Annotated in this window: 36 protein-coding genes; 24 read left to right on the forward strand and 12 right to left on the reverse strand. The window is 61.7% G+C overall.

The features are described 5' to 3' along the window. From NGM99_RS13890 to NGM99_RS13920, 7 genes are all read right to left on the reverse strand, one after another. A complete protein-coding gene (locus NGM99_RS13890; RefSeq protein ID WP_252819864.1) occupies window positions 1-627 on the reverse strand; it encodes a hypothetical protein in 627 nt (208 codons plus the stop codon). Window positions 628-773: 146 nt separating this feature from the next. Next, window positions 774-1,154, reverse strand: coding sequence for a hypothetical protein (locus tag NGM99_RS13895; protein ID WP_252819865.1), 381 nt, complete (start codon window positions 1,152-1,154; stop codon window positions 774-776). Window positions 1,155-1,431: 277 nt separating this feature from the next. Further along, a complete protein-coding gene (locus NGM99_RS13900; RefSeq protein WP_252819866.1) occupies window positions 1,432-1,614 on the reverse strand; it encodes a hypothetical protein in 183 nt (60 codons plus the stop codon). Continuing rightward, the gene (locus NGM99_RS13905; RefSeq protein ID WP_252819867.1) at window positions 1,611-1,961 is read right to left on the reverse strand and encodes a hypothetical protein; all 351 of its coding nucleotides are present in this window, start codon (window positions 1,959-1,961) and stop codon (window positions 1,611-1,613) included. The genes NGM99_RS13900 and NGM99_RS13905 overlap by 4 nt, the downstream gene beginning before the upstream one ends. A 3-nt stretch (window positions 1,962-1,964) precedes the next feature. Further along, window positions 1,965-2,408 (reverse strand): hypothetical protein, encoded by a 444-nt coding sequence (locus NGM99_RS13910; RefSeq protein ID WP_252819868.1) that lies wholly within the window; start codon window positions 2,406-2,408, stop codon window positions 1,965-1,967. Beyond that, window positions 2,398-3,282 (reverse strand): ParB N-terminal domain-containing protein, encoded by an 885-nt coding sequence (locus NGM99_RS13915; RefSeq protein WP_252819870.1) that lies wholly within the window; start codon window positions 3,280-3,282, stop codon window positions 2,398-2,400. The genes NGM99_RS13910 and NGM99_RS13915 overlap by 11 nt, the downstream gene beginning before the upstream one ends. Next, window positions 3,279-3,479, reverse strand: coding sequence for a Cro/CI family transcriptional regulator (locus tag NGM99_RS13920; protein WP_353937421.1), 201 nt, complete (start codon window positions 3,477-3,479; stop codon window positions 3,279-3,281). The genes NGM99_RS13915 and NGM99_RS13920 overlap by 4 nt, the downstream gene beginning before the upstream one ends. A 98-nt stretch (window positions 3,480-3,577) precedes the next feature. Between NGM99_RS13920 and NGM99_RS13925 the strand changes: the two genes are divergently transcribed. The 18 genes from NGM99_RS13925 (at window position 3,578) to NGM99_RS21795 (ending at window position 15,209) form a co-directional block, all read left to right on the forward strand. Beyond that, the gene (locus NGM99_RS13925; RefSeq protein ID WP_252819874.1) at window positions 3,578-4,306 is read left to right on the forward strand and encodes an XRE family transcriptional regulator; all 729 of its coding nucleotides are present in this window, start codon (window positions 3,578-3,580) and stop codon (window positions 4,304-4,306) included. A gap of 447 nt (window positions 4,307-4,753) precedes the next feature. Then, complete coding sequence (locus NGM99_RS13930; protein WP_252819876.1) at window positions 4,754-5,497, forward strand: DUF3800 domain-containing protein; 744 nt, start codon at window positions 4,754-4,756, stop codon at window positions 5,495-5,497. A gap of 581 nt (window positions 5,498-6,078) precedes the next feature. Beyond that, window positions 6,079-6,339 carry a hypothetical protein gene (locus tag NGM99_RS13935; RefSeq protein ID WP_252819878.1) on the forward strand — a complete coding sequence of 87 codons (261 nt, stop codon included), beginning with the start codon at window positions 6,079-6,081 and terminating at the stop codon, window positions 6,337-6,339. 11 nt (window positions 6,340-6,350) lie between these two features. After that, window positions 6,351-6,560: a hypothetical protein gene (locus NGM99_RS13940; protein WP_252819882.1), complete on the forward strand. Its 210-nt coding sequence runs from the start codon at window positions 6,351-6,353 to the stop codon at window positions 6,558-6,560. 13 nt (window positions 6,561-6,573) lie between these two features. Further along, the gene (locus NGM99_RS13945; RefSeq protein ID WP_252819884.1) at window positions 6,574-6,801 is read left to right on the forward strand and encodes a hypothetical protein; all 228 of its coding nucleotides are present in this window, start codon (window positions 6,574-6,576) and stop codon (window positions 6,799-6,801) included. A 76-nt stretch (window positions 6,802-6,877) separates the two neighbouring features. After that, a complete protein-coding gene (locus NGM99_RS13950; RefSeq protein ID WP_252819886.1) occupies window positions 6,878-7,096 on the forward strand; it encodes a hypothetical protein in 219 nt (72 codons plus the stop codon). Beyond that, window positions 7,093-8,073, forward strand: a complete 981-nt coding sequence (locus NGM99_RS13955; RefSeq protein ID WP_252819888.1) for a PD-(D/E)XK nuclease-like domain-containing protein — start codon at window positions 7,093-7,095, stop codon at window positions 8,071-8,073. Before NGM99_RS13950 ends, NGM99_RS13955 begins: the two co-directional genes overlap by 4 nt. A 3-nt stretch (window positions 8,074-8,076) precedes the next feature. Continuing rightward, window positions 8,077-9,225: a hypothetical protein gene (locus tag NGM99_RS13960; protein ID WP_252819890.1), complete on the forward strand. Its 1,149-nt coding sequence runs from the start codon at window positions 8,077-8,079 to the stop codon at window positions 9,223-9,225. A gap of 13 nt (window positions 9,226-9,238) precedes the next feature. After that, window positions 9,239-9,766, forward strand: coding sequence for a nuclease domain-containing protein (locus NGM99_RS13965; RefSeq protein WP_252819892.1), 528 nt, complete (start codon window positions 9,239-9,241; stop codon window positions 9,764-9,766). Beyond that, window positions 9,763-10,059, forward strand: a complete 297-nt coding sequence (locus NGM99_RS13970) for a hypothetical protein (protein ID WP_252819894.1) — start codon at window positions 9,763-9,765, stop codon at window positions 10,057-10,059. Before NGM99_RS13965 ends, NGM99_RS13970 begins: the two co-directional genes overlap by 4 nt. Before the next feature lie 59 nt (window positions 10,060-10,118). Continuing rightward, on the forward strand, window positions 10,119-10,721 hold the full coding sequence (locus NGM99_RS13975) for an HNH endonuclease signature motif containing protein (protein WP_252819896.1): 603 nt from the start codon (window positions 10,119-10,121) through the stop codon (window positions 10,719-10,721). Further along, window positions 10,718-12,052: a phiTE_015 family protein gene (locus tag NGM99_RS13980; protein WP_252819898.1), complete on the forward strand. Its 1,335-nt coding sequence runs from the start codon at window positions 10,718-10,720 to the stop codon at window positions 12,050-12,052. The genes NGM99_RS13975 and NGM99_RS13980 overlap by 4 nt, the downstream gene beginning before the upstream one ends. Next, entirely contained in the window at window positions 12,045-12,308 is a 264-nt protein-coding gene (locus tag NGM99_RS13985; RefSeq protein WP_252819900.1) for a hypothetical protein, read from the forward strand. The genes NGM99_RS13980 and NGM99_RS13985 overlap by 8 nt, the downstream gene beginning before the upstream one ends. Beyond that, window positions 12,301-12,807 (forward strand): hypothetical protein, encoded by a 507-nt coding sequence (locus NGM99_RS13990; RefSeq protein WP_252819902.1) that lies wholly within the window; start codon window positions 12,301-12,303, stop codon window positions 12,805-12,807. The genes NGM99_RS13985 and NGM99_RS13990 overlap by 8 nt, the downstream gene beginning before the upstream one ends. Then, window positions 12,800-12,994, forward strand: a complete 195-nt coding sequence (locus tag NGM99_RS13995; RefSeq protein ID WP_252819904.1) for a hypothetical protein — start codon at window positions 12,800-12,802, stop codon at window positions 12,992-12,994. Before NGM99_RS13990 ends, NGM99_RS13995 begins: the two co-directional genes overlap by 8 nt. Further along, window positions 12,987-13,361: a DUF4326 domain-containing protein gene (locus NGM99_RS14000; RefSeq protein ID WP_289852480.1), complete on the forward strand. Its 375-nt coding sequence runs from the start codon at window positions 12,987-12,989 to the stop codon at window positions 13,359-13,361. Before NGM99_RS13995 ends, NGM99_RS14000 begins: the two co-directional genes overlap by 8 nt. 175 nt (window positions 13,362-13,536) lie before the next feature. Next, a complete protein-coding gene (locus NGM99_RS14005; RefSeq protein ID WP_252819906.1) occupies window positions 13,537-14,628 on the forward strand; it encodes a tyrosine-type recombinase/integrase in 1,092 nt (363 codons plus the stop codon). A gap of 278 nt (window positions 14,629-14,906) precedes the next feature. After that, window positions 14,907-15,209 (forward strand): DUF982 domain-containing protein, encoded by a 303-nt coding sequence (locus tag NGM99_RS21795; protein WP_353937422.1) that lies wholly within the window; start codon window positions 14,907-14,909, stop codon window positions 15,207-15,209. A 35-nt stretch (window positions 15,210-15,244) separates the two neighbouring features. On the opposite strand, the gene NGM99_RS14015 is transcribed toward NGM99_RS21795, so the two are convergent. From NGM99_RS14015 to NGM99_RS14025, 3 genes are read right to left on the reverse strand one after another with little or no spacing between them, the layout of a single operon-like run. Then, window positions 15,245-15,910 (reverse strand): HdaA/DnaA family protein, encoded by a 666-nt coding sequence (locus NGM99_RS14015; RefSeq protein WP_252819910.1) that lies wholly within the window; start codon window positions 15,908-15,910, stop codon window positions 15,245-15,247. Window positions 15,911-15,913: 3 nt separating this feature from the next. After that, entirely contained in the window at window positions 15,914-17,071 is a 1,158-nt protein-coding gene (locus NGM99_RS14020) for an AI-2E family transporter (protein WP_252819912.1), read from the reverse strand. Continuing rightward, entirely contained in the window at window positions 17,046-17,603 is a 558-nt protein-coding gene (locus NGM99_RS14025) for a CDP-alcohol phosphatidyltransferase family protein (RefSeq protein WP_252819914.1), read from the reverse strand. The genes NGM99_RS14020 and NGM99_RS14025 overlap by 26 nt, the downstream gene beginning before the upstream one ends. A gap of 162 nt (window positions 17,604-17,765) precedes the next feature. Between NGM99_RS14025 and purM the strand changes: the two genes are divergently transcribed. Together purM and purN are read left to right on the forward strand one after the other, a co-directional pair. After that, entirely contained in the window at window positions 17,766-18,827 is a 1,062-nt protein-coding gene (gene purM / locus NGM99_RS14030; RefSeq protein ID WP_252819916.1) for a phosphoribosylformylglycinamidine cyclo-ligase, read from the forward strand. Then, window positions 18,824-19,531 carry a phosphoribosylglycinamide formyltransferase gene (gene purN, locus NGM99_RS14035; protein ID WP_252819918.1) on the forward strand — a complete coding sequence of 236 codons (708 nt, stop codon included), beginning with the start codon at window positions 18,824-18,826 and terminating at the stop codon, window positions 19,529-19,531. The genes purM and purN overlap by 4 nt, the downstream gene beginning before the upstream one ends. Window positions 19,532-19,548: 17 nt before the next feature. Here purN and NGM99_RS14040 read toward each other — a convergent pair whose 3' ends face one another. Further along, the gene (locus NGM99_RS14040; RefSeq protein WP_252819920.1) at window positions 19,549-21,654 is read right to left on the reverse strand and encodes a molybdopterin-containing oxidoreductase family protein; all 2,106 of its coding nucleotides are present in this window, start codon (window positions 21,652-21,654) and stop codon (window positions 19,549-19,551) included. A 70-nt stretch (window positions 21,655-21,724) separates the two neighbouring features. Here NGM99_RS14040 and NGM99_RS14045 point away from each other — a divergent pair, with 70 nt between their 5' ends. The 4 genes from NGM99_RS14045 (at window position 21,725) to NGM99_RS14060 (ending at window position 24,348) form a co-directional block, all read left to right on the forward strand. Continuing rightward, window positions 21,725-22,579 carry a 23S rRNA (adenine(2030)-N(6))-methyltransferase RlmJ gene (locus tag NGM99_RS14045; protein ID WP_252819922.1) on the forward strand — a complete coding sequence of 285 codons (855 nt, stop codon included), beginning with the start codon at window positions 21,725-21,727 and terminating at the stop codon, window positions 22,577-22,579. An 86-nt stretch (window positions 22,580-22,665) separates the two neighbouring features. Further along, window positions 22,666-23,100 carry a hypothetical protein gene (locus NGM99_RS14050; protein ID WP_252819924.1) on the forward strand — a complete coding sequence of 145 codons (435 nt, stop codon included), beginning with the start codon at window positions 22,666-22,668 and terminating at the stop codon, window positions 23,098-23,100. Between the two features lie 4 nt (window positions 23,101-23,104). After that, window positions 23,105-23,746, forward strand: a complete 642-nt coding sequence (locus NGM99_RS14055) for a ribonuclease T2 family protein (protein WP_252819926.1) — start codon at window positions 23,105-23,107, stop codon at window positions 23,744-23,746. Window positions 23,747-23,769: 23 nt separating this feature from the next. Continuing rightward, complete coding sequence (locus NGM99_RS14060) at window positions 23,770-24,348, forward strand: glutathione S-transferase (RefSeq protein ID WP_353937423.1); 579 nt, start codon at window positions 23,770-23,772, stop codon at window positions 24,346-24,348. 55 nt (window positions 24,349-24,403) lie between these two features. Here NGM99_RS14060 and NGM99_RS14065 read toward each other — a convergent pair whose 3' ends face one another. Further along, entirely contained in the window at window positions 24,404-25,066 is a 663-nt protein-coding gene (locus tag NGM99_RS14065; protein ID WP_252819928.1) for an outer membrane protein, read from the reverse strand. Window positions 25,067-25,186: the final 120 nt, after the last annotated feature.

A 25,186-nucleotide genomic window follows, 5' to 3' on the forward strand; every position in this document is an offset into this window, starting at 1 on the left:
TTACTCCGCCGCCTGCGCGGTAGGAGCCGCAGCATCCCACTCTTCGCTGCTCAAAAATGGATCGCGGAACTCGCCCTCGCCTTCATCCTCTTCGTCGGTGGCGGGGCGCTCGCCCTTGATCAGTTCGTCCGTGCTGGCTTCGTCCGCGCGCTTCTTGCGGATGGCGAAGATCGCCTCCTGCCCGCTCTTCCAGCCCTTCTCGTAAGCGCGGCCGGCGTCGGTGTTCGGATCGTGCGGATTGTCGAGCGTTTCGCCGCGCATGCCGGCATCTTGGCCGTCGTTGAAGGCGCGCTCATCAAGCGGTGCCAGATCGGTCAGAAGATCAAGCTGCGTGTTGATCGGGACGCCGGCCCAAGCCATCGCCTGACGCTCGGCTTCCTGCTTCGCCTGCAGTTCGGCTTTGCCCTCGGCTGTCTGCGACTGCTCGTAGGCTTTGATCTGGAGAAGACCATGTTCGCCGAGGTCGGCCTTGATCTGCTTGCCGACGAGCTTCACGCGGGCATCGGCAGCCTTCTTCGCCGCCATCGCCTTCCAATAGTCGTCCCGGTTCAGAAAGAAGAGCGCTTTGCGGTCCGTCTCGCTCATGTCGCCGCTGTTGTGCCCAACGGCTGCTGCTGCCTGTGCCATGCTCGTCTCCATCCGTTCGTGTTGATCAGAAGCTGCGTGCCCGCATGATGGCGGGGTTGGTCGGGTTCAAAGCAGGCTGGGCGTAGGAGATTGCAGCCCAAACCAGAGCGATAGCGGTGCAGGCCATAGCTACCGGCCACAGCCAGCTATGCGTTCGTTCGGGCTCGATGCCCTCGCGCCGCATCTCGCGATGAAGCTTTGATCCGAGCCTCCAGAGCGCGAATTTCGTCCTCAATGCCTCGTAGAGCGTCATTGTCGTGTCCTCGTTTCGCGGCCATGTCCGCGTCATGGAGGAGCCGTTCCGCATGGCTCCGGCAGTGTTCGATGAAGAATGACCTGATGCGGTCCTGCACATCGCCATTCACAGTCTTCGCGCGCCCCGTGCGAAGGTTGTTCAGGGTCCAGAAGGAGAGCTTGATCTTGGTCGCTATGCGCTTGAGCGCTTCGGCCTCGTCGCCCCAGCCACCGCTCTCGGCCTTGACCATTCGGCGAACGTAGTCGGCCGACTCTGTTGCGGCGCTACTCATCGTTGCGTGCACCTTCTGCTTAAATTCTCTGCACATGCTGCATTCGTTCCACGGCTAGGTTTCCAACCGTGGCGGATGCATTCAGCGATGTGCTTGTTGACGGCATCCCAAGCGTCAAAAGCCGGAGAGAAGGCCGAAGAAGATGTACGGACACCGGACCCGCCAAGATCGAATGCCCGTACAGCTCGTGTTTGAATTCGCGTCGCAATCGGGGAGACAGCGCCAACTGTCTCGCCCGCGCGCCCTGAATGACGATTCGCCGTTCGCCCAACTTCCATCAAAGGCGCTCCGCCTCGACGCAGTCGCCCGTCTGAAAGCAGTGCCCGCGCGATTCCAGATCGCGACCGGCAAAGCCATTGCGGGGCTGACGCTTGCGGACCTTGAGCGCCGCTGCGGCCGCGGTTGACGCGACGCCGCCGACGATCAGCACCAATGCGAGAATGCAGATTGCTTGGGTCATGCCGGCACCCCGTCGAGGATCGAGACGAAGGGCAGCGAGATCAGATGCTCACGGAAGCCGCGCTCGGTGACAGACCATGTGCGGACCTCGCAGACACGAATACCAAGCTCGTCGCAGAGCCGAGGACGGGGATCGTCCAGCACGATCGGCTTCAGAGCTTCATAGGCCTTCGCCACGTTCTGCTCTCGCTCCCAGCGCCCGTAGACTTTTCGGGCGCCTTCACGGGTGCAGCCGATCTTGGTGGCGATCTGCGTGAACGAGGCACCATTGCAGCGAAGCTGGACGACCAGGTTCACATCGATCTTGCGGGGGTTGTGGCGGACAGCCGCCTTGCGACGCTTCAGCATCGGTCAGGCCTTCGTCACGGCGGTATAAAGCTCGTCCAGGACGACAGCCTCGGCGATGGTCTCCTCGCCCTTGCGGCGCTTGTACTTGCGGGCATCATCCAGCCACGCCGGTTGGGCGATGAGCATCTCGACCGGCACCAGCTGGCCGAGCTCCTTCACGTAATGCGCGCCCGATTTCAGCTTCGACACGATCGGCGCAAACTGCTCCGGAATGTCGAATGCAAGTTGGTCTGGATCGAGCTTCGGTGCTCGCTTGAAATACGCCGTCAGGAACTGGATGACGCCGTTGCGGAGCATCGCGTCGGCGCCCTCCTGATTGGCGGCAGTCGAGGTCTCCGGGAAGGCTTCGAGCAAAACGACATCAGCTACAGCCTTCGCATTCAGGCCGTGCGTCGAGGCTGCTTCGTTCACCTTCTGATAGAACAGCGACAGCTTGTCATTCAGCATGTTGGCTCTCCAAGAAACGGGTGAGTGCGGCGTGACAGTCCTTGACCGCAGCAAGGTTCAAAGCCTGATCGTCGGCGCGCTCGCTCAAGCCAACGGCGGCCAGTGCCACGTTGTCGTCAGACGCCCACTCGGTCAGCGCGCGGCATGTGCCGTAGAGATGCGTCCAGGCTTCCGCGGCGCGGCTCGGTGCCACGTAACGGGGGTTCTTGTTGGAGGATGGCGCCGGCTTGCTGCCCTGCTTGGCAGCTTCCATCACCTGAGTGCGGAGATCGGACACCGCCTTCTTGACGTTTGGCTGGGCGACGACTTCGCGCTGAACCTCGGGCGGCTGGGCGGCGACGATGGCTGCGGCCGACACGCTGACCTTGCCAGCCTCCACAGCAGCAACGAGTTCGGGTGTTCCAGACTTTTCGACCTGCCGTGCCGTCTCGATGGACCGCTCGGACACGTTGAGCATCGCCGCCGCATCGGAAGTCCGCAAATTTGCGGAGTTATCTTCGGATGGCCTTTGCGCCGGCATCTTCGCAAGCTTTGCCCCGACCATCGAGCGCTGGCTTTCGGTCAGGTGTCGGCGGTGCAGGTTCCGGGCGATAACGAAGGCAAGCGGGTCGTCGCCATCGAACTCAATGCGGGGATATTCGATGCCCAGTTGGCGGGCCGCCATGTAACGGTTGCGGCCGTCGAGAATGGAGCCGTTCAGGAAGACGATCGGCTCGAGCACTCCGTTCTTGCGGATATCCTCGACCAGATCGTCAAAGGCTTTGCCTTCGATCCACGGGAAGATATCGGCTGCGGGATGCCAGCGGACGCCGACGTTGGGTGTGTGCTCGCGCTGGAAGTCAGAGACGCCGCGTGCTTCAGCGTACGCGTTCATGCTGCAGTTTCCTGCTCGCTGGCGGCAGGACCGAACAGATCGGGGCGGAGCTCGTGGCGTGAGATGCCAGAGACGCGCTCGATCTCGATCACGCGCTCTGCAGGCACCCGCTTCCACGAGTACATCGCGTTGTGGCTGATCTTCAGATGGCGCGCGAGGGCTACGATGCCCCCTGCTCCCGCCGCTGCTTTGGTCACGATGTCGATCATGGTAAGCAGATGTAGGTCATACTTACCTACATCGTCAAGCCCCTACGTAGGTGCAAATTACGTAGGGCCGACCTACCGTCGATCTCATGACTGACGACGAGACGACACTGGGCGAGCGGATCAAGGCTGCGCGGAAAGCTGCGGGCCTGACCCAGCAAGACATCGCGAGCTATTTCGGCATCAATCGTGTGTCGGTTACCCAGTGGGAAAAGGACACGACCCGTCCCGATCCGTCCCGGCTTATGAAGCTTGCGGAATTCCTGCAGACCACCGCCGAATGGTTGCTTGATGGTCGCGGCAACCAGAATGCCCCCGGCTTGGGTCGCTCAACCGCTAAGCCCACCGTTGATCTTGAGGACATTCCTGCCGATGCGGTTTTCACCTCAGGCGAGCAGAAGCGCTACCAGGGCGCCCATGATGTCGAAAAGCTAGGCGTCGTCGCCGGCGGCGATGATGGTGACTTCCACTTTAATGGCGAAGTGATCGAGCATGTCGCCCGCCCGCGCGGCTTGATCGGCCGTGCCGGCGTGTTTTCGCTCGAGGTGATCAGCGACAGCATGTATCCCGCCTACCGCAAAGGCGATCCGATCTACTGCGACCGCACCGAGCCGCAGCCTGGCGATGACATCGTGATTGAAACCTTCGCAGAGGAAGGCGAGAAGAACGGCAAATCCTATGTGAAACGGCTTGTCCGCCGGACCAAGGCGCAGCTGATCGTGGAGCAGTTCAATCCGCCTTCGGAACTCACGTTCGACCGCTACGCGGTGAAACACGTTTGGCGCGTTGTTCCCGTGCGTGAGCTTCACGGGAGTTGATCAGATAGGCTTCCGCCTTCAGTCGATCCCGCTCGCTGATGAAGATCGCGGTGACAGATACCCGCTTGCCCGCCATCCCTTCCGAGCTGCAGTCCGAGCAATAGAGGCGTCCCGACACGTCAGAGATCTTCGTCGAGGAACTCCCGCCTACTTGCTTCAGCTCCTTGATGTCGAATCGGTGCGTGTTACCGCAGTCCCGGCACTCCACGAGGAGGGCATACACTTGCCCAAGCACGGCTTCCTTGCCGGGATAGGCCATCCTCGATCCGCTCCATCATTCCGCTGAGTCATCTTAGGCTGACTCGGAAACGAGAACGGATCAAGAACATCGCGGAGGCGTGACCTGTGGACAAATGTGGATAACGGGGTAACCGTTGGAGTGAGCAACCATCTCGCCTGTACTTCCTGAACTGGTGATTTGTTTTGGAGGACGCCAGTCGGCCACGCATGGAATTTGGCGAATACATCATCTACGTCGATGAGAGCGGCGACCACAGCCTTACGTCCATCGACCCGAACTTCCCGGTCTTTTGCCTAGCGTTTTGCATCTTCAAAAAGCAGGATTACATCGATCGCGCCGTGCCGCTGATGCAGGCGTTCAAGTTCCGCTGGTTCGGCCACGATACAGTGGTGATGCACGAGTCCGACATCACCAAGAAGCGGAAAGCTTTCCACTTCCTTCAGTACGACGACAAGCGCGAACGCTTCCTGCAGGATCTCTCGGAGGTGATGGACGCAATGCCCATGCACGTCTGCGCCGCGACGATCCACAAGGAAAAGCTGAAGAAGCGCTATGCCAACCCGGAGAACCCCTACCAGCTTGCGCTGCTTTTCTGCATGGAGCGAGCCCACGAGGTGCTGCGAAAGGCCGGCGCCGAGGACAAAGCATGTCACATCGTTGTCGAGTCCCGCAGTCCAAAGGCGGCCGGCACGGGCAAAGAAGATGCGGCGCTCGAACTTGAGTTCAGGCGCATCATGGCTGGGGACCATTACCTGCAACAGATGACCGGCGGCGACCCAATGCCATGCTTTGAGATGGTCTTCGCCTCGAAGCTGGCCAACTCCACCGGATTGCAGATTGCCGACCTAATCGCGCGCCCGATCGCGCTGCGCACCCTAAACCCCTACCAGATGAACCGGTCGTTCCAAGTCATTGCTAGGAAGCTGAAAGGGTGGAAGGTCTTCCCCTGAAAGCGAAAGGCCCCGGCAATGCCGAGGCCCAACGCCGACCAGGAACGAACCCCAATCCATTTGACTGTTAGATAGTCAACCCCGTTGGATTCGTCCACATTTATCCACACTCATCCACAGTGGTGTGAATTCTGTGACTGACGGTGACAGTCCTGAAACCTCAGTTCCTATCCTCTGATCTTCGTTTCTGAAGGATGGTGAGGGAGGGTTCCAGCCAAAGCTTCCCCCTACCCCATGGAGCGAATCCTTGAGGCGGGGGAGCCATGGCTATGTCCTGAAGGCCGGAGCCGGGATGGGACGCACGCCAGGACGCCTTTCAGCAATCCATCCTCGTTTTCAGGCAGCACAGTAGGACTTTCGCTTCCCGCGCCTGCGGCTTCACCTGCACGGGAATTGCACCCGGTCGCCGCTCAAATTTGCCCATCTCGATGTGAGGTGAGGCGCGTCTTATCGCGCCACTGCAAACTCGCAGTCAATCAAAAAAGTAAGTCACACCTACATTTTCCGTTTGACAGGTAGGTAAGTATCACCTACGTTCAACCCATCCCAAGCGCATCCCGCGCCCCGATGGAGAAGTCGAAGTGTCCCTCGCCCCGAACGCCATCACGATCTGCAGCCAGCGCTTCTCGCGCGGCACCTGGTCGGGCCGGGTTCTGGTCAGCGGCGCTCTCTACGAGGTCGACAAGATCGATCTCAAACTTCTCCGCGAAGGCGCATCACCCGCCGAACTGGATCTGATCGCGGTCGATACGGACGCCGAGGAAATCGAACAAGAACAAGCCGTCGAGGCGCGGGCATGGGGACGCCATTGCGCGGACTATGCGCGGCCCTCGGGCTACTGAGGAGCGCGGCCGTGACCCGTCCTGAGACCGTTTCCAGCCTCCAAGCAGACATCGCCCAAACCGAGGGCTTCATCGCCCTGCATGCCCGCCTCGCCGGCATGTGCCTCTGCTTCGAAGACATCGAGCGCCACCGCTACGAAGCCACGCTCGACGCCATCCGCCTGAACAGCCTCCGCCAGCGTCTCGCTGCGCTCGAGGCGGCCAACACAATTGCAGCCTGAAGGAATCCGACCGATGCGTGAGACCATCCTGGCTTTGCAGACGCGCCTTGCGCAACTGGTTGTCGAGTGTGATGCCGCCCGCACGGACAAGGACGGCAAGCGCATTGATACGGCGCTGCACGATATCGGCCTGACCTATGTCGCGCTCCACCATCTGACGCCGCCTGATGAGCAGAAGCATATCGCTGAAGCCGTCATCGCGCTCGGTGATCGCGTTGCGACCGTGCGGAGGGCAGCATGACCCTCGATCTCCGCATCTACACTCTGATTGCTGTCTGCATCGTCTTCGTCGGCTTGATCGAGAAGGTGGCGCCGTGATGTTCAGCAGCCTCCCCGCCATCATGGCCCGGCGCGTCACCGAGGAAGTCCCCGGCGATGTCAGCGAAGACGACTTCCTCGCATGGGTTGAAGCGAACTTCCCCAACGCCACGGGCGACGACTGGGAACAGACGCTCACGATCATGAACGAGATGGACGCGCTGCAAGCCTCTGACTTCGAGGCGAGTGCGCGCTTCTTCTGGGAGACGCTTCAATGAACGCGCACACCGACGTCTCGAACCTGCCAGAGCCGATCGCCGCCTTGATCCCCGACGGCATCCATTTCGGGCTTGAGGACACCGCCTATCACGCGGACCCAGCTCTCGGCTCAACCGGCCTGAAAGACCTGATCGACAACGCTCCTGACTTCTGGTGGTCGAGCTGGATGAACCCGGCGCGCGAGCTGGAAAAGGAAACGCCTGCAAGGATCTTCGGGCGCGCGGTTCACAAATGCGTCTTGGAAGGGCGCTCGCTCTTCGAGCAGCACTACGGCCCGTGCGAGCATCACGGCAATGTTAAGGCAGGCATCGCCGAGCGCGTCGCTCTGGAAGCCGAGGGCAAGATCGCCCTCAAGCGCGACGACTTCAACCGCATCCTGGCGGCGTCGGCTTTCATCAAGGCGAATAGTCATCTGCGTGCGGCCTTCGAGGGCGGCTATCCTGAAGTGTCCGTCTTCTGGACGCAGGATGGCGTCCGGTTCAAGGCGCGGTTCGACTACCTAAAGATGCGCGCCATCGCCGACCTGAAGTCGATCCGCAACCCGCTGAACAAGTCGTTCGTGCAGGCCTGCCGAGAGCGCATCGCCGGGCTCGACTACATCGTATCGGCTGCCCACTACATGGCGGCTCGCTCACAGATGGCGCGGCTCGTGAAGGCGGGCGCCATCTACGGCGCACCTGATGATCCGAACTCTCGCTCTTGGCTGATCCAAGCCGCCGGCATCCGGGAGTTCGCCTTCGTCTTCGTGTTCTGGCAGGCCGAAGGCGCTCCGATCTCCCACGGCTTCAAGATTTCGCCCGGCAATCCGCTGCTGGCGTCGGCCGAGATCGCCATCGGCAAGGCCGTCCACAACTACCGGACCTTCATGGCCGACTTCGGCACCGACACCGCTTGGGTGCCTTCCACACCTCTCGAAGAGCTCGATGAAACCGACATGCCGATCTGGTGGCAGGTCAAGCAGACGACGGGGAAGTAAGCGATGGAAGACATCATCACCCAGGACGGCGAGATCATCGAGACCGGCACCGCGCTGGCACCGATGGCGAGCATGGCAATCCAGTTGCAGAAAGCTGAGATCGATCAGCTGGTGACGACCGCCCGCGCCTTCCCCCGCTCTCTGAAGCGCGTCCAGTCCTCGATTATGTCGATGGCGACACTGGACGAGGAACCAGCGGAGGAGTGCATCTACGCCCTTCCCCGTGGCGGAAAGCCGATCCGCGGCCCCTCGATCCGCTTCGCGGAGATCCTGAAGCAGTCCTATGGCAACTGCCAGTCGGCCGCTCGCGTGATCCATGTCGATCGCGACGAGATGTATGTTGAGGCGGAAGGCATCTTTATTGACCTCGAGACCAATTCGAAGTCCACGGCTCGCGTGCGCCGTCGCATCAGCGATAAGCGAGGCAAGGTCTTCAACGAGGATATGATCATCGTCACCGGCAATGCCGCGTGCTCGATCGCGATGCGCAATGCCATCTTGGCCGGCGTGCCGAAGCCGCTCTGGCGGAAGGCATACGATTCCGTTCAGGCGACGATCACGGGCGATATCTCGACCCTTACTGAGAACCGCGAGAAGGCATTCAAGGCCTTCGCCACCTTCGGCGTGAAGCCCGACCAACTATTCCAAGCGCTCGGCGTCGAGGGTGTCGAAGACATCAAGATCGACCACATCGCCACGCTGCGCGGCATGCACTCGGCGCTGAAGAACGGCGAGGCGACGGTCGAGGAAATGTTCGTCGGCACCGTGAAGGGCGTCTCCGATCATTCCAAGGTCGCCGACCCGCTGTCAGACGAAGCACCGCCCGCAGAGAGCGATGAGCCTGAAGGCCGGGCTGATGATGCAGACGCCGGCTTGTTCGATGGTGATGGCACAGAAAAGACGACTGCCGATGACACCTCGACCAAGAACCTGAAAGTCGAGTGCCGCGACAAGTTTCTGCAGCTGGCCGGCAATCCCGACAAGCTCGATTTGGAGAAGCTGGCGGCCGTTCTCGCCTCGACCAAAGAGGCGTGGGACGAAGAATTGCCGAAGCATCGCGACTTCGTGCGGCAGTGCTGGAAAGCCGCTGATGGCATCGCGCGGGGCGAGCACATCGAGATCAACCGCAAGATACTGAAGGGATCAATTTGATGCCTTCCGTCGAATGCATGAACAGAGCCATTGCTGGCTGGGTTGCTTGGATGGGATCGCGGTGGATTCGCAGGCAGATCGCAGCCGAGCGAAAGGCGGTGCGCTGATGGGCATGATTGTTCAGAAGCTGCGCGACAGCGCCCGCGGCCGAGACTGCACCTTCGAGATTCCCGGCGTCTGCAACCGCAACCCGGAAACCTCCGTCCTCTGTCACGCGCCGAGCGAGGTTAAGGGCATGGGCTCCAAAGGGCACGACTTCAACGCCGCCATCGGCTGCTGCGCCTGTCACGCCGCCTTGGACGAACACCGGCTCGATCGCGAGGATGAGCTTCGTATCTGGCTGCGCGGCTGCCAGCGCACGCTGACGATCTGGATCGAAGCCGGGCTGGTGATGGTTGGCGCCGATCCTGCGAACCTGAAGCGCCGACCCAAGCGCAAGACGAAGTGGGCGTCCGGGAAGATTCAGTCGAACCCCACCATCCCCTCCCGCCCTTTCACTTCCACCCGCGCAGCCCTGCGTGAAGGAGCAGAACGGCCATGAAGAACCGGCTAGTTGACCTTAACAATCACCTGTTCAGCCAGCTTGAGCGCTTGACTGACGAAGCCATGACTGCCGAGCAGATCGAGCAGGAAGTGAAGCGCTCGGATGCCATCGTAGCGGTGAGCGAGCAGATCATCCGCAATGCTGACCTGTCTCTCAAGGCTGTTTCGCTGGTGGCAACACACGGCGACCGCTTTGCACAGGCGCTTCCGATGATGACCGCCCCGGCTCCTGCCGAGGAAGGCGGTCAGGTTCGTTCGAACCGGCCTCTCATCAAGGCGGCTGGCACATGAAGGGGCATCGGATCGAATACAGCGCGGACGAGATGGCTTGGCTCGATGCCAACCGTTCCATGGTCATCAGCGAGTATCATGCCGCATTCTGCGAACGCTTTGGTCGTGACGTTGCGGCGGCAAACCTTCACGCTCTGCGGAAGCGCAAGGGCTGGAAGACCGGGCGCACCGGTTGTTTCGAAAAGGGAATGGTGCCGCATAATCTCGGCAAGCCTTGCGCCCCCGGCACTGGCGGTCGGCACCCGAACGCGCGCAAGACGCAGTTTCGGAAAGGCAATCTGCCCCACAATACGCAGTTCCTCGGGCACGAGCGCCTTAACAAGGACGGATATATCGAGATCAGCGTCGCCGAGACGAACCCACACACCGGCTATGAACGGCGATACGTGCATAAGCACGTTCATCTCTGGACGCAGGCCCACGGCCCAGTCCCCGAAGGCCACGCTCTTAAGTGCCTCGACGGCGACCGCCTGAACACCGACCCGTCGAACTGGGTTGCGGTCCCTCGTGGCGTTCTGCCCCGCCTGAATGGTGGCAGAGCCACTCGCGTCATGGCCTACGACACCGCGCCGGATGATTTGAAGCCCGCACTCCTCACCATCGCTCGCATCGATCACCGAACAAGCGACCTTCGCCGCAAGCACTCAGGAGAGCGCCCATGAACCCCCTCACCGATATAGCCGTGCCTATCGCCCCAACCATGCGCAGCCAGTTCGAGGCGTGGATGAAGGAGCGCGGTCTGTTCATACGGATGCGCCGTGGCAATAGCTACGACGACCTGCTGATGGCCGACAACTGGGACATCTGGCAGGCAGCTTGGCAAGCCGCCCTCCTCTCCTCCTCGAAAGGGGAGGCAGAAGCCCCGCCTGACGTTCATGCAGCACTCGTATGGGCGATGGATGAGATCGACGCTCTGTCGAATAAGCTCTGTCATTTTGCCTATCCGCAAGGGATGCATTGGGCGAACCGAATGGACCAGCAGGAGGCTTATGCCCGTGCTGTAGCCGCCCGCGCCGCCCTCATCCCACCAGCAGGAGAGGGAACGGGGGTGGAGCCTTTCGGCTATGCGTGTGCAGACGGATTGGCCGACGAGAGCTTCCTCGTGTTTCGCGAGAAAGAAGGCGCATACTCGATCCCCGTTTATCTCATCCCACCAGCAGAAGTAGCGGGGGTAGATGCAACTCGCGCTGTCTGGATCGAAGCTCTCAAGCTGGTCGAAAGCTATGTCGGCGGAGAGTGGGAGAGCCAAGGCATGGCCGCCCACATGATCGCAGAGGAAATCGAAACCCGTATCGCCGCCCTTTCCACCCCCCTCGCACAAGGGGAGCTAAAGGCTGGGGAGGCGGTGGGGGAAGAAGCGCTTGGCAAAGAGGTCCGCCAATGGCTCGATGACAGAATGCTCATTGGCCCAGAAGGCTACGTGCCCGGAACCTTCGCAGCAATCATGGAGCGGAACGAGAAAGAAGATGTCGCAGAGGCCTTCGCAGCCGCCAAGCGGGCTTCTGCGATGCCTCTACCGCATGGCGTCGCAGTCGGGGTTGGCTACCGTACAGCACTTGCGGATTGGTTCGTTATGGCGAGCGGCTTCAAGTCGGAGCGTGACGCTCAAGCACTCGAAGCCGCCCTCATTCCCTCCCCATCAGGACAGCCGAACAGACTGGCCGAGCTTGAGGCGGCTGCGCGAGACGTGCTCACCGAACGCAAGCGCCAAGTCGAAAGCGAGGGCTGGACGCCCGAACACGATGACGAGCATGGCAATGGTCAGATGGCGAGTGCCGCCGGCGTCTATGCACTTAACGCCGCTCGCCTGACTGATCGCAATCCCCCGCCACTCCATTTGTGGCCTTGGTCTTTGGATTGGTGGAAGCCAACCGATCGCCGCCGCGACCTCGTGAAAGCTGGCGCACTCATTCTCGCTGAAATCGAACGGCTTGATCGCGCCGCCCTTTCTCCCACCGAGCGAAGCAAAGAGGAGGAGCAGGACCGTGGTTGATTTAGCAAGTCTTATTGAGCGAGTCGAAAAGTGCGCGCGCTTGGACAATGCACTTGATGTCGAAATTGAAGTTGCTCTGTTTGAGCCTGATGACGTGACCAAGTCATGCCGCCCGAACAATGCCGGCACCAAGGTTATCTACACGCATGTGAACGGGCGGGAGACAACCTACCGTGCTGACGATTGGACGATGAACAAGCCTTACGCGCTTAAGCGTCTCCGCGCCGCCCTCCATCAGGACAAGAGCCATGACTAAGCCAGCAACCGATGAGATGGTGGCGCTCGTGGAAAGCTTGCGCGCGGACAACGACACTTGCCCGTTCTGCCTCCGCGATCCGTACGAGTATGTTGATATCGGCGTCGGCTACCAGCGCGTTGCCGTCACATGCTGCGATGCAGGGATTGCCCTCATTCAATACGAGGATAAAGTGCTTGCCAAGGTTGTTGAGCGCATGCGTGCCGCCGCAGACGCCTTCGACGCAGCCGAGCAGCGCGCCTCAAGCGATGTGAAGGTGAAGGACATCGTTTGGGGCGAGACGAGCTATGGCAGGCCAGAGGCCGAAACCGTGGTGGGTGTCTACCGCATTGTCGAAGCTTGGGACGGTGGCTGGTCAGTCAACGTCAGGAACGAGGTGCTTCGGCATCCCGATGGCAGAAAAAGCTTCGCCACCTTGGATGAAGCGAAGGCCGCGGCCCAAGCCGACTACCGCTCTCGCATCCTGAGCGCAATCCAGAACGGAGGCGGCGATGCGTGAGAAGCCAAACACAAACGCTGTGCCGAACCCAGGGAGCGATGCGGCGCTGGTGCGGGGCTGCACTTGCCCCGTTCTCGACAATGCCCATGGCAAGGGCGCGATGGGGAACCCGGATCGCTTCTGGTACACGGTCGGCTGTCCGGTTCATGTGCCCGCCGCCTCGAAATTGGGAGGCGGCGATGCATAAGCCAACCCGCGTTCAACTCAGCCGGCGCAAAGGTTGGCGGATGCCTGAGAATACGGTCAGCGTTGCTAGGCCCGGCAAATGGGGCAACCCTTTTACGGTACAGGCCGCAATCGAGTCGGGCTACGCCACAGCCGAAACAGCGAACTCATTCGTGGTCGAGTGCTTCCGCGATTGGCTTAGGCCGACACAGTCGGGGAGAGATTGGTGGCAAGGCCCAGAAAGTGACAGGCGGAAGGCGTTCATAGCTGAGAACTTGACCAGCCTGCGAGGCAAAAATCTTGCTTGTTGGTGCCGCCCCGGTTCTGCTTGTCACGCTGACGTGCTGCTCGAACTTGCCGCCGCGCCTCAATCTGATGGTGGGCTCTAATGAGTAGGCCAGCCCTTATCAGACAGGCAGACGTTAAGCGCATCGCACAAGCTGCAAAGGCGGCCGGCTGTGTGGCTGAAGTCGAGATCCACGGCATGGTCATTCGCCTCCGCCCAGACGATGGCAAGGCTGGCGCAAGCCCAGAGCCCAAACCTCGCGAGAGGATCAAGCTCTGATGGATGCCATGCCCCGCCCTCGCCCGCTTTACCTCTGCCGTGAAACCACGAGACACAAGCGCGTCGTCTGGTACGTGAAGCGACATGGCAAGCGGGTGCGAATGCCCGACCCATACGGGTCAGATGAGTTCTGGGAGGCCTACCAGGGCGCCATCAACGGAAAGCTGCCAGAGAAGCCCGCTCAGGCGAAAGGCGGCTCTCTGCGCTGGCTGGTGGACCGATATCAGGAAAGCGCTGCGTGGGCCTCCCTGCGCCCGTCTACGCAGCGGATGCGGGGCAACATTCTCAAGCGCGCCGTGGAGAAGTCTGGTGCGGCTCCGTTCGCCGCCATCTGCAAGGAGGACATCGACGCCGCTGTGATGGATCGCGCGGCAACGCCGAATGCGGCCAACAACTTCCGCAAGGCCATGAACCAGCTCTTCACATGGGCAAAGCGCAACGGGCATGTGAAAGTGAACCCATGCGACGGCGCTGACCGCATCAAGGTGGAGAGCGAGGGCCACCACACTTGGACCGTGGCCGAGGTCCAAGCCTACCGCAAGAAGCATGCTGTCGGGACTATGCCGCGCTTGGCGCTCGACCTACTGCTCTTCACCGGATTGCGCCGAAGCGACGTGTGCTTGGTCGGCCGCCAGCACCTCAAGGACGGCGTTCTGTCACTTCGCCCGACGAAGCCCGGCCCGATGCTCTATCTGCCTGTCTGCGAAGAACTGGCGGCTTCCATCGATGCAACCAAGACAAGCGACCTGGCCTTTCTCGCTACGAGCCTCGGGCGGCCCTTCAAGAGCGCTGCGAGCTTTGGCAACTGGTTTCGCGAGCAATGTGATGCAGCTGGTCTCAAGCACTGCTCCGCGCATGGTCTAAGAAAGGCCGGGGCCACCTTGGCCGCAGAGAGCGGTGCTAGCGCACACGAGCTGATGGCGATGTTCGGATGGACCAAAATGGCCACTGCGGAGATTTACACGCGAGAGGCTGACAGAGCTCGTCTTGCCCGCGCTGCATCGGACCGGATAGGTGCGGCTATGGCGCCGAAAAGCGTAACTAAATCAAATGGGGCGCAGTCTGGTCGCACCTCTGCTATGGAGTGTTAATTTCAATGGGAAATTCCCTGTTTTTGGCAGTCCTGCCGGGATCGCCAAACCAGGCTTCATCCCATCGACGCGCCAAGGTCGCAGGTGAGTTGCGTCATCTGTCGAAAGGCGCGGCGACGCGGAATTAGCTTCATCGCGGGCAAATTTCCAACAATCCCGACACCGTTCGAAACCAGCCAGCAAATTATTGCCGAAAATTAACATTTGCTTGCAACCTCTTCGGATTCACCCGCGTTGGCAGCACTTCGACCAAACAAAAACAGCAAGCCGAGAGAACGATGAGAAATCTGGAGTTCCCTGCGCCCATCAGTGTTCAGCGTTTCGGGCAAACAGTCGAGATCGAAACCGTTGACGAGGCGTTGGCTCTGCTGATGTTCTGGCCGGTCTCGCATCGCGGAAACGCATTTCAATATGCGCTGAACGGATGCGAGGGTGCTCTCGATGGTGCCGTCACGGCCGGCGAAGCGCGAGAAGCGCTCGCCGAGTTCGTCGATGTAACCGGAACGGCCGCAGGGACGCACTCTTCGGGAAACACCCAACGGCTCAAGACGATCGAGGCGCTCGCTTCCTTCAAACATTAGGCTTGCCGGACAAGGCTCGGACAGCCTTGGACCAGTCAGCTCTCGCCCTCCGAGAGAAGACTGGCGGCCAGTGAGCGTGTGATGGGCCGCTTGGTCTCTAGCGCGATCCGATCCAGTTCCGCGACGACCCTTTCAGCTTCCGCCAGCGACCGTTCCACCCGCTTGATCAGATACTGAACGACAGCTGGCTCGACCTCGACTTGCCTGTCGGCAAACAGCTTCGCGAAGACGCCCGTCAGCAACTGGTCGTCCGGCGCGCCGATCTCGACGGAGGCGGCGGTGCGCAGTCGCGAGCGCAGGTCCGGCAACCTCACATCCCATGATCCGGCCGGTCGCTCGGACACCAGCAGCAACGAGCCCTGCCCGGCGCGGATAGCGTTGAACAGGTGAAACAGACCTGTCTCGTCGATGGTCGTATCATCGATGTCATCGAGCAGTACGGCTCCGTTGATGACCGACTCGACGGATGAGAGTTGCGACGCGTCGAGAACCTCCGCGTCGGAAACCTCGCGCCAACGCGTCGCCAGATGCGTCTTGCCAGACCCCGGCGGACCGGAAAGCGAGACGACATTGGACGGCCATGCAGGCCATGCTTCGATGAGCTCGACGGCAAGCCGGTTCGCTTCGGACACGACGAGATCATCGCGCGAGCGCGCCGGGCGGTGCCCAAGATCGAGCGGTATCTGCCTCGGCTTTGCCAATCGCTAAAGATCCAGCGTCTTGTCGCCCGGCTGATGCACGAGCACGGCACCTCGGCCCTTGTAGAGCGGCGATTCGAGATAGCGCGAGAGTGCAAAGCGCATCAGCACGCCGATGGCAGCCGCCAGTGGTACGGCGACCAGCAGCCCCACGAAGCCGAACATGGCGCCAAAAGCGAAAAGCGCGAACATCAGCCAGACGGGGTGGAGACCGACGCTCTTGCCGACAAGCTTGGGCTGCAGGATGTTTCCCTCGATGAACTGGCCCAGGAAGAACACACAGGCCGTGGCGAGGACCCAGATCCAGTCCGGCCAGAACTGAACGAGCGCGACACCGAGCGCCAGCACGAGGCCGAAGGCTGAGCCGATATAAGGAATGAAGGAGATCAGACCGGCGAAAAGGCCGATCAGAATACCGAAATTCAGCCCGACCAGCGTCAGGCCGACCGCATACATGGTGCCGAGAATCAAGCAAAGCGCGCCCTGCCCGCGTACGAAACCGGCGGCGGCGTGGTTGATCTCTGCCGCAAGGCGACGAACCGTCATCACGTGATCGCGCGGCACCCAGGAATCGACCGAAGCGACCATGCGATCCCAGTCGAGCAGCATGTAGAAGGCGACGACCGGGGTGACGATGAAGAGACCTGCAACATTGACGATGGCGAGGCCCGATTGCCAGATGCGGGTGAAGATCGTCGTCGCGATCGACGTGCCCGAAGACAGGATTTGATCGAGCCCGCTGCGTAGGTCGGCGGGATTTACGCCAAAGCGCTCTTCCAGCCATTGCGGATCGAAGCTAGTGATCAAGGTCTGCAACTGCCTGAGATAGCTCGGGATGTTCGCGCCGAAGTCACGGAACTGCGCGCTGAGCACGGGTATCAGTACCATCAACCCGACGATCAGGATCACTAGAAATGTCAGCAGGATGACGGTGGACGCCATCAGACGCGACAGACCGAACCGTTGCAGCCGATCGGCCACCGGATCAAGGAAATAGGCTAACACCATGCCCGCGATGAAGGGCAGGAGGATGTCGGAGAAGACAAGAAAGAAAACGACGAGGATCGCCGCCGCGATCAGCCAGAAGCGGAGCTGACGACGAAACGCCGCCGCCGCTGTGGCATCGGCCACGGCAACCTCAACGGGATGAGGATTCGCCTTCACGCGCGCCGCCCATATGCTTCAGCCATGCCACGAGATAGGCCGCCGCCGAAGCGACGGTCAAGATGCCGGACACGGCGATGAGAAAAGGCATGACCGCATCGACTGCCGGCCATACCGAAAGCCGTGCCAGCGCAAGACCGGCGACGACGATCTGCACGGTCGTGTTCACCTTCGACACGAAGAGCGGTCTCACATGGACCGGATGGTGCATGACCGTCGAGAGCAGCACCGCGAGTACGATCAGTACATCGCGCGACACTGCCAGCACCACAAGCCAGAGCGGCAGTTGGCCCATCAGACCGAGAACCACGAAAACCGAGACGAGCAGAAGCTTGTCGGCCATCGGATCGAGATAGGCGCCCAGTTCGGAACGCTGGTCGAAGTGACGCGCGATGAAACCGTCCACGCCGTCCGACACGCCAGCGAGGATAAAACCTGCGAACGCCCACCCCGTGGCGCCCTCCAGCAAAGCGTAGATCACGCAGGGCACGAGCAGGAGCCGCATGATCGAAATGATGTTGGGTATCGTCACTTGCCGCCGCACGCTCCTTCGCCGCAAAAATGACGATGCGAGGCGGGCGGTGCAAGGCGCGGAGCGGTTTAAGCTGGGTGCAACGCGACGCTGCCTTGCGAATGCGCCTTTTAACGTGCAAGAGCCCGTTACATTCTACCGGGAACAACCAAGAGGCGGGCGATGACGGAACGGCGCAATGGGGCAACCTATGCACAGGCCGGGGTGGACATCGACGCCGGCAATCTCCTGGTCGAAAAGATCAAGCCCATCGTACGCACCACCCTGCGTCCCGGGGCAGGCGAAATCGGCGGCTTTGGCGGCTTGTTCGATCTCAAGGCGGCAGGCTTCGAGGATCCGGTTCTGGTTGCTGCCAATGATGGCGTCGGCACCAAGCTCAAGATCGCGATCGACACCGGGCTTCGCACCACCATCGGCATCGACCTCGTGGCGATGTGCGTCAATGATCTCGTCGTTCAGGGCGCTGAGCCCCTGTTCTTCCTCGACTATTATGCGGTCGGAAAGCTGAACCCGGACGAGGGTGCCGAGATCGTCTCGGGCATCGCCGAAGGTTGCCGGCAGGCCGGTTGTGCGCTGATCGGCGGCGAAACCGCTGAGATGCCGGGGCTGTATCGCGAGGGCGACTACGACCTCGCCGGTTTCGCGGTGGGTGCAGCCGAGCGCGGGCAGTTGCTGCCGACCGACGACATCGTGGAAGGTGATGTACTGCTCGGCCTCGCGTCATCCGGCCTTCATTCTAACGGCTTCTCGCTCGTGCGCCATATCGTGGCGCAGAGCGGTCTCGACTGGCAGGCCGACGCGCCCTTCGCACCGGGCAAGACGCTCGGCGAAGCGCTGCTCGAGCCGACGCGCATCTATGTGAAGCCGCTGCTCCAAGCCATCCGCAACACGCATGGGCTGAAAGCGCTGGCGCATATCACGGGCGGTGGTTTCGTCGACAACATCCCGCGCGTGCTCCCCGAAGACTACGCGGCGGAAATCGACCTCGAAGCTGTCGATGTGCCGGATGTCTTCAAATGGCTTGCGAAGACCGGCGGCGTCGCCGAGCACGAGATGATGCGCACCTTCAACTGCGGCATCGGCATGGTCGTGGTCGCCGCAGCCGGACAGGCGGCGCAGGTCGCGGCAGTGTTGCAGCAGGCTGGCGAAACGGTCAGCACCATTGGCCGCGTCATCCCGCGCCGTGATGCGGCAGTCACCTTCATGGGCGAGCTCTCGCTATGAGCAGCGTGAAGAAGCCGGTCGCGATCCTGATCTCGGGTCGCGGGTCGAACATGGCGGCACTGATCGACGCGGCCGCCGAAACGGATTTTCCGGCAAGGGTGGTGCTGGTCGTATCCGACAACGCCGACGCCAAGGGCCTCATTGTCGCGCAGCAGGTGGGGATCGCAACGGAAACGATCGAGCGCAAAGGTTACGCCAGCAAGGCCGAGCATGAGGCTGCAATCACCGCCGCGTTGAGAAAAGCCGGGGCAGAACTGATCTGCCTCGCAGGCTTCATGCGCGTTCTTTCTGCCGGCTTCATCGGCGATTGGCGCGGACGCATCCTCAACATCCACCCCTCGCTCCTGCCGAGCTATCGCGGGCTCGACCCGCACAAGCGCGCGCTGGATGATGGCGTTTTGATCCACGGCTGCTCCGTGCATTTCGTGACCGAAGAGCTGGATGCCGGCCCGATCGTGTCACAAGGTGCCGTGCCGGTTCTGGGCGACGACACGGAAAAAACGCTCGCAGCCCGCGTGCTCGGCGTCGAGCACCGGATTTATCCCTTGGCGCTCAAGATGGTAGCGGAAGGTCTGGCGGAGTTCGCAGGCGGCCGAGTCCGTTTCCGGCATCAGCCCCAGCCGAAGGCCGGCTCCGCATCGCTGATCGCACCGGCCATCTCCTCACGCGGCAGCTTCGAGGATCTGGCGCGTTTGACGCCCTAAAACCGATGTTGCGGCTCCTAAGCGAGCCGCAGCCATACTTTTGTGTCGTGAAACGCCGCGCCGCCATAGGGCGCGCCGGGGTCTGCGCCGACAAGCGTGTTGATCCCCTCGCCCCGTTCATGCGCGCTGTTGGGCCAGATGCCCTCGGCGATGACCACGCCACGACGAATGCCACCAAACAGCTTGGCGTGCAGAATCACTTCGCCCCGATGGTTGCCGATCTCGACACGCGTGCCATCCTCGATACCAAGCGTACTCGCATCTTGAGGATGAACCAGAAGCTCCGGCCGCCCTTCCTTGCCTTTCGAGGTCGGCGTTTCGGTGAAAGTCGAGTTCAGGAATTGTCGTGCGGGTGAGGTCGTCAGCCGGAATGGATGCTCGGAATCGGCGACTTCGATCAGGTCCACATGGTCGGGGAAGCGCGGCAGGCTTTCGTGACTGCCCTGCAAGCCCATGCTTTTCGGCGGGCGGTTGGGCGCGGGCGTATTCGCCCAGTCGGGACGGAAGCGAAACTTGCCGTCCGGATGCGCAAAGCCGTTGGAATAATGCGCGGTCTCGAACGGCGGCTGCATGTCGGCCCAGCGCTGCGTTTCGAAAGAATCAAAGCCTCCCAGCCCGCGCTTGGCGAGCATGGTGTCGATCAACTCCCGTTCGGTCTTGCCGAAGCCCGGTCTGTCGGCAACGCCAAGCCGCTTGGCGAGCTCCTCGATCACGAAATGATTGGTGCGTGGCCCCTCCGGCGGTTCGATCAGCTTGGCGCCCAGCGTGATATGCTGCTGCCCGCCGCCTTTGTAGATGTCGTCATGTTCGAGGAACATGGTCGCGGGTAGCACGACGTCGGCGAGTTGGGCCGTGTCCGTCATGAACTGCTCGTGGACGCAGGTGAACAAGTCATCGCGCTGGAAACCCTGACGCACCAGGCGATGCTCGGGCGCGACATTGGCCGGGTTGGTGTTCTGGATCAGCATCGCCGTGACAGGCGGGCCATTGTAAAGCGCCTCGCGGTCGCCGGTCAGCACGCGACCGATCTTGGATTGATCCAGATACCGAATGCGTGGGTCGGCCATCTTCGCGCCTTCGATCTCGGACGTATCGAGCTTGAAGATGCTGGAATTGGAATGGAACGCCCCGCCACCTTCCAGTGCCCACGCGCCGGTGACGGCCGCGATCGAGAGCGCCGCATGCATGTTGACCGCGCCGTTGCGCTGGCGTGAAAAACCATAGCCGAGACGGAAGAAAGTGCGCTTGGTTTCACCCACGAGCCGCGCGAAAGTCTCGATCTCCTCGACGCTCAAACCGGTGATGGCGGATGCCCACTCCGGCGTGCGCGTCTGCAGATGCGCTTCGAGCCCCGCCGGGTCGTCGGCGTGCCTGGCGAGGAACTCACGGTCGGCGAACCCGTCGCGGAAGATCACATGCATCGCCGCACAGGCAAGGGCGCCATCGGTGCCGGGCTTTAGCACGAGGCCGAGATCGGCCTGCTTCATCGTGGCATTTTCGTAGACGTCGATGACGACGATTTTCGCCCCGCGCTCCTTCCGCGCCCGGATCGCATGGGTCATCACATTGACCTGCGTGACCACGGCGTTCGTGCCCCAGATCACCACGCAATCCGATTTTGCCATCTCGCGCGGGTCGGGGCCGATCAGCCGGCCCGTACCCATCACGAAGCCGGTCCAGGCGAGATTGGTGCAGAAGCTGTCGAAGAGATTGGAATATTTCTTGGCGTGGCGCAGGCGGTTGATGCCGTCGCGCTGCACGAGGCCCATGGTGCCGGCATAATAATTTGGCCAGACGGTCTCGGAGCCGTACCTCTCTTCCGCGCGGATGAACTTTTCCGCCACGAGATCGAGGGCGGCTTCCCAACTCGCTTCCTTCCACACACCCTCACCCTTCGCACCACCGCGCACAAGCGGCTTCAGGAGCCGGTCGGGATGATGGATGCGCTCGGCATAGCGCGCGACCTTGGCGCAGATGACGCCGGCAGTATAGGTGTTGGCCTTCGCCCCATGGACACGGCCGATGCGCTTGCCATCGATCACCTCGACGTCCAGCGCGCAGGTGGACGGGCAATCGTGCGGACAGGCCGAATGGCCGATCTTGATCGGAACGTGCTGGTTCATGGCTCGATCTCTAGCCGGTTTCGCCCCTGTGGAGTAGAGCGGCATTCATGCGCAGACTGGCCCAGCCGAAATGAATTACCGCCACGCCTTCCATGCGGGCAACTTTGCGGATGTGCTCAAGCACTTCGTCCTGTCGCGAATCGTCCTCTATCTGCAGAAGAAAGAAAAGCCGTTCCGCGTGATCGACACCCATGCGGGACGCGGACGCTATGAGCTGTCGTCCAGCGAAGCCCAACGGACCGGCGAATGGCGCGACGGCATCGGTCGCGTGCTCGATGCCGAGTTGCCCGCACCGGTTGCCGAACTGTTGGCACCCTACCTTGCCACCATCAAGGAAGATGCCGATGGCTTTTCGGCCTATCCCGGCTCACCGCTCGTTGCGCGCCGCCTGTTGCGCAAGCAGGACAGGCTGACGGCCATCGAATTGCATCCGCGGGATTCCGAAGCACTTCGGTCGCTTTTTGCCGGCGACTTCCAGGTTCGCGTCATTCACCTCGATGGCTGGCTCGCGCTCAACAGCCAGTTGCCACCCAAGGAAAAGCGCGGGGTGGTGCTGGTCGATCCGCCCTTCGAAGAGCCGGATGAATTCGACAGGCTCGTGGAGGGACTTAAGACCGCCCATAGCCGCTGGCCGGGCGGAACCTATGCGCTGTGGTATCCCATCAAGGATCGCAAGGCGGTGGCGCGGTTTCGAGAGGCTCTGAAAGGATCCGGCATCCCCGACATCATCGATGTGACGATCGATGTCCGCGCGCCGTCGCCCGAGCCGAAGCTCGACGGTTGTGGCATGGTCGTCGTCAATCCGCCCTACACGCTGGAAGCCGAGCTGGCGGTCGTTCTGCCAGTGCTGCGCGACCTGCTCGCGCAGGGCGACGGAGCCGCAGCCACTGTCACCCGGCTTGCAAAGGAGGCACAGCCGGGCTGAATTCGTCGCAGCAGGCTTGACCTCGGGGCTTCGCGCGCGACAATTCGGGCAAAACCGTGACCGACCTCCTTCGACGAGATTCGCCGATGCTTCGCCAACTCGCCTCTTTCGCCGCTGCAGCCCTCGCGCTTGGCGGCATCTTTGCACCGCAGCCTGCCTTCAGCGCCGATCCGATCTCGATTCAGGTCGATCCCGGCGTTTGCGCCGAGCAGCGTTACCTCGGACGCATCGTTTCCCGCTTCGATTATCAGGTGCGCCACGTGCCGAACTTGCCGCAGGTCGGCATCGAATCCTTCTACAACATCACCGAGCGTCGCTACGAGCCGACCGACGACTGGCACCCGATCTCGCGCCGCTATTGCACGGCCGATGTGGTTCTTTCGGACGGCCAGCGCCGCGACATCGATTATCTGATCGAGACCGACATGGGCTTTGCCTCGATCGGCAACAGCGTCGAGTTCTGCGTGGAAGGCTTCGACCGCTGGTATGTCTATAATGGCGGCTGCCGCGTTCTGAAGTAAGCCGATGCGGCGATTGCTGGGTTACGTCGTTGGCCTCGCGCTCGCAGGCCTGTCCTCCGTCGCACAGGCCGAAGACTTCGACTTTTACGTTCTCGCCCTGTCATGGTCGCCGAGCTATTGTGCGAGCGAAGGCGCCAACGCCAACCGGCAGCAATGCGGGGCGACGAAACCCTACTCCTTCGTGGTCCATGGCCTGTGGCCGCAGCGGGAACGTGGTTATCCAGCCGACTGCGCGACGGATGAGCCGCGTGTGCCGCGCGAACTGGCCCGTAAGCTGTTCGACATCATGCCGTCCACGGGCCTGATCGGCTATCAATGGCGCAAGCACGGAAGCTGCTCCGGCCTCTCGCAAACGGACTATTTCTCGCTTCTGCGGCGCGCGCGTGAAAAGGTCCGCGTCCCGAACGAGTTCAGCAACCCACGCGAGGCGCGCAACGTCGCTCCATCACAGGTCGAGGCGCGTTTCATCCAAAGCAATCCGGGCCTGACACCCGACGCCATCGCAGTCGCCTGCGACGGGCAGTTCATCAGCGAGGTGCGAATCTGCATGACAAAGGATCTCGCCTTCCGTTCATGTCCGGAGGTGGACCGGCGCGCCTGCAAACGCGGCAGCGCGCGCATGCCGCCCCTCGGCACAAACCGCTGAACACTCTTCAATCCGGATCGACGATGCCTCGCCTGCTTTATTCCCCTCCCTCCCCATACAGCGCAAAGGTTCGCCTTGCCGCCAAGCATCTCGGAATCGCAATCGAATTGGAAACCGTGAACACGGGCCAAGCCCCGAGCGTGCTGATCGACGGCAATCCGCTCGGCAAGATTCCCACGCTGTTGCTGGACGACGGCAGCGCGGTATTCGACAGCCGCGTGATCATGCGTCATCTCGACCGCAGCGCGAAGGGCGAGCTTTTCGCCGACGAAACGGCCGAATTGATCGAGGCCGTGGCGGATGGCATCTGCGATTCCGCACTGGCCCACGTTTATGAGCGTCGCAACCGGCCGGAAGAGAAAGTCCATCAGCCCGTTCTGGACTGGCAGTGGGACAAGGTTTCGCGCGGACTCGATTGGGTGGGCGATCACCTGCCCCCGACCGCCAAGCCCGATGCCGGCGGCTTCGCCCTCCGCGCCGCGCTCGGTTACCTGGCACTGCGTTTCGGCGGAAAATGGGAAGCAGGCCGCGATGCACTGACCGACTGGGCGACAGCGTTCGACAGCGCCCATCCCGACCTAACGGATTGCCTTCCGGCCTGAAACGAAAAAAGCCGGGCAGATGCCCGGCTTTTTCCTTGATCGGCTTGTCGCCGGATCAGAACTTCATACCGACGCCGAACTGCACGCGGTGATCCTTCTGGTCGACATCGATCGAACCGGCACCAGTGTCGAACGCCTTGTCGGCGTAGTCGGTGTAACGGTACTCGACGCGACCGAACACGTTCTCGGTCAGCTTGATGTCGGTGCCGGCGCCCACGGTATAGCCGACCAGCGTATTGCGATCGCGCTCGCCGCCTGCGGTGACCTTGAGGTCCTGACCGGCAACACCGGCGGTGCCGTAGATCAGCACGTCGGGCGTGACGGCGTAGCCGAGGCGGGCGCGGAGCGAGCCCTCGATGCCGGACTTGGAGCGGACGCCGTTTTCGCTCTCGTTGCGATCGCCGTAGCCGACATCACCTTCGAGACCGTAGACCACGTTGTTGCTTTCCCAGTTGTAGCCGGCGAAAGCGCCGCCGATGATGCCGTCGGTGTCGACGTTACCGGCATCCGTGTCGGTCTTGCCCTTGGTGTAGCCGAGCTGGAGACCGGCATAAGGACCAGCCCACGAAGCAACCGGAAGGGCTTCGATCGGCGCCGGTGCCGGGGGCTCTTCGCTGATCACGTCAGCTGCGAAAGCAGGGGCCGCGCCAAGAACCGCGAGAATGCCAGCGGCGGCCAGCGGGCGAACGATCCGCGAGGGGGAAGTGAAACGCGACATGGTATTTCCTTTCAAAACTCATCACTCGAAACGGGCGGGGAGCGTGGGAGTTCGCATCGCTCGCCGGTCGAGAAACAATTTCGCTGGCAAATGGGGCGGCATCCCCGCCGGAATGCGTTC

The sequence above is a fragment of the Mesorhizobium liriopis genome, from assembly GCF_024053505.1.
GTDB classification, from domain to species: domain Bacteria; phylum Pseudomonadota; class Alphaproteobacteria; order Rhizobiales; family Rhizobiaceae; genus Mesorhizobium_B; species Mesorhizobium_B liriopis.

Excerpts from the sequence above, each read along its gene's own strand:
- NGM99_RS13950 (WP_252819886.1), top strand. The coding sequence starts at position 6,878 with ATGTTCAGCAGCCTCCCCGCCATCATGGCCCGGCGCGTCACCGAGGAA.
- NGM99_RS13905 (WP_252819867.1), bottom strand. The coding sequence starts at position 1,961 with ATGCTGAAGCGTCGCAAGGCGGCTGTCCGCCACAACCCCCGCAAGATC.
- NGM99_RS13945 (WP_252819884.1), top strand. The coding sequence starts at position 6,574 with ATGCGTGAGACCATCCTGGCTTTGCAGACGCGCCTTGCGCAACTGGTT.
- NGM99_RS13980 (WP_252819898.1), top strand. The coding sequence starts at position 10,718 with ATGAACCCCCTCACCGATATAGCCGTGCCTATCGCCCCAACCATGCGC.
- NGM99_RS14040 (WP_252819920.1), bottom strand. The coding sequence starts at position 21,654 with ATGAACCAGCACGTTCCGATCAAGATCGGCCATTCGGCCTGTCCGCAC.
- purN (WP_252819918.1), top strand. The coding sequence starts at position 18,824 with ATGAGCAGCGTGAAGAAGCCGGTCGCGATCCTGATCTCGGGTCGCGGG.
- NGM99_RS13995 (WP_252819904.1), top strand. The coding sequence starts at position 12,800 with ATGCGTGAGAAGCCAAACACAAACGCTGTGCCGAACCCAGGGAGCGAT.
- NGM99_RS13960 (WP_252819890.1), top strand. The coding sequence starts at position 8,077 with ATGGAAGACATCATCACCCAGGACGGCGAGATCATCGAGACCGGCACC.
- NGM99_RS13970 (WP_252819894.1), top strand. The coding sequence starts at position 9,763 with ATGAAGAACCGGCTAGTTGACCTTAACAATCACCTGTTCAGCCAGCTT.
- NGM99_RS13890 (WP_252819864.1), bottom strand. The coding sequence starts at position 627 with ATGGCACAGGCAGCAGCAGCCGTTGGGCACAACAGCGGCGACATGAGC.
- NGM99_RS13965 (WP_252819892.1), top strand. The coding sequence starts at position 9,239 with ATGCATGAACAGAGCCATTGCTGGCTGGGTTGCTTGGATGGGATCGCG.
- NGM99_RS14000 (WP_289852480.1), top strand. The coding sequence starts at position 12,987 with ATGCATAAGCCAACCCGCGTTCAACTCAGCCGGCGCAAAGGTTGGCGG.
- NGM99_RS13955 (WP_252819888.1), top strand. The coding sequence starts at position 7,093 with ATGAACGCGCACACCGACGTCTCGAACCTGCCAGAGCCGATCGCCGCC.
- NGM99_RS13895 (WP_252819865.1), bottom strand. The coding sequence starts at position 1,154 with ATGAGTAGCGCCGCAACAGAGTCGGCCGACTACGTTCGCCGAATGGTC.
- NGM99_RS13930 (WP_252819876.1), top strand. The coding sequence starts at position 4,754 with ATGGAATTTGGCGAATACATCATCTACGTCGATGAGAGCGGCGACCAC.
- NGM99_RS14045 (WP_252819922.1), top strand. The coding sequence starts at position 21,725 with ATGAATTACCGCCACGCCTTCCATGCGGGCAACTTTGCGGATGTGCTC.
- NGM99_RS14060 (WP_353937423.1), top strand. The coding sequence starts at position 23,770 with ATGCCTCGCCTGCTTTATTCCCCTCCCTCCCCATACAGCGCAAAGGTT.
- NGM99_RS14050 (WP_252819924.1), top strand. The coding sequence starts at position 22,666 with ATGCTTCGCCAACTCGCCTCTTTCGCCGCTGCAGCCCTCGCGCTTGGC.
- NGM99_RS14005 (WP_252819906.1), top strand. The coding sequence starts at position 13,537 with ATGGATGCCATGCCCCGCCCTCGCCCGCTTTACCTCTGCCGTGAAACC.
- NGM99_RS21795 (WP_353937422.1), top strand. The coding sequence starts at position 14,907 with ATGAGAAATCTGGAGTTCCCTGCGCCCATCAGTGTTCAGCGTTTCGGG.
- NGM99_RS13990 (WP_252819902.1), top strand. The coding sequence starts at position 12,301 with ATGACTAAGCCAGCAACCGATGAGATGGTGGCGCTCGTGGAAAGCTTG.
- NGM99_RS13915 (WP_252819870.1), bottom strand. The coding sequence starts at position 3,282 with ATGAACGCGTACGCTGAAGCACGCGGCGTCTCTGACTTCCAGCGCGAG.
- NGM99_RS13910 (WP_252819868.1), bottom strand. The coding sequence starts at position 2,408 with ATGCTGAATGACAAGCTGTCGCTGTTCTATCAGAAGGTGAACGAAGCA.
- purM (WP_252819916.1), top strand. The coding sequence starts at position 17,766 with ATGACGGAACGGCGCAATGGGGCAACCTATGCACAGGCCGGGGTGGAC.
- NGM99_RS13975 (WP_252819896.1), top strand. The coding sequence starts at position 10,119 with ATGGTCATCAGCGAGTATCATGCCGCATTCTGCGAACGCTTTGGTCGT.
- NGM99_RS14055 (WP_252819926.1), top strand. The coding sequence starts at position 23,105 with ATGCGGCGATTGCTGGGTTACGTCGTTGGCCTCGCGCTCGCAGGCCTG.
- NGM99_RS13925 (WP_252819874.1), top strand. The coding sequence starts at position 3,578 with ATGACTGACGACGAGACGACACTGGGCGAGCGGATCAAGGCTGCGCGG.
- NGM99_RS13900 (WP_252819866.1), bottom strand. The coding sequence starts at position 1,614 with ATGACCCAAGCAATCTGCATTCTCGCATTGGTGCTGATCGTCGGCGGC.
- NGM99_RS14065 (WP_252819928.1), bottom strand. The coding sequence starts at position 25,066 with ATGTCGCGTTTCACTTCCCCCTCGCGGATCGTTCGCCCGCTGGCCGCC.